At 61.8% G+C, this 605-nt stretch carries 1 protein-coding gene and 1 pseudogene; both read left to right on the forward strand.

The window, feature by feature from the left end; all coding sequences use genetic code 11:
• The coding region (locus tag ACLJK8_RS23090; RefSeq protein WP_413152717.1) for a hypothetical protein at window positions 1-232 on the forward strand (232 nt) is incomplete at its 5' end.
• A pseudogene (locus tag ACLJK8_RS23095) lies at window positions 229-432 on the forward strand (transposase); the annotation flags it as partial. The gene ACLJK8_RS23090 and the pseudogene ACLJK8_RS23095, both read left to right, overlap by 4 nt.
• Window positions 433-605: the final 173 nt, after the last annotated feature.

Here is a 605-nt window from a genome sequence, read left to right on the forward strand (position 1 = left end):
CCTTCTGAGCGTCCGTGAACTTCGATGCCTTCATGCCATCGCCTCCTATCCCGGCCAGACAAACCGTACCCGAATTTTCCAGGAATGGACGGCCCAGTTCTCAGGGGGCAGAGCAAGCACGATGCCGATCTTCGCCGTCGCCCTCGCGAATGCCGACGGTCCTGACGAAGAGGCCCATGCGGCTCTTCTGCTCGGCGAAGGGATGCTCGACCTCGAAGGACCAGACGAATGAGAAAGAGCCGATTTTCCGAGACGCAGATCATTTCGATGATCAAGGAGCAGGAAGCCGGGATGCCGACGGCCGAGGTGCGCCGAAAGCACGGGCTGAGCCCGAACACGTTCTAAAAGTTCAAGTCGAAATACGGCGGCATGAACGCCTCGGACGCGGTAAGGCTGCGGACGTTGGAAGACGAGAACGCGAAGCTGAAGCGGCGATGGCGCGCATTCCGCGCTCGGCGATATTGTTATCGAGCTCGAGGATGCCGTGGGTTAGGTCGGGGCGCATTGGGCCCATCCGCGCCAGAGCGTAGCGGATCGCGGCGGCGAGCGGCGATTGCCAGAGACGCGGAGCAACTGCTGGGCGAGCCAGGCTTCGAGATCGTCGA

The organism is Amaricoccus sp. W119 (assembly GCF_047275745.1).
Lineage (GTDB): Bacteria > Pseudomonadota > Alphaproteobacteria > Rhodobacterales > Rhodobacteraceae > Amaricoccus.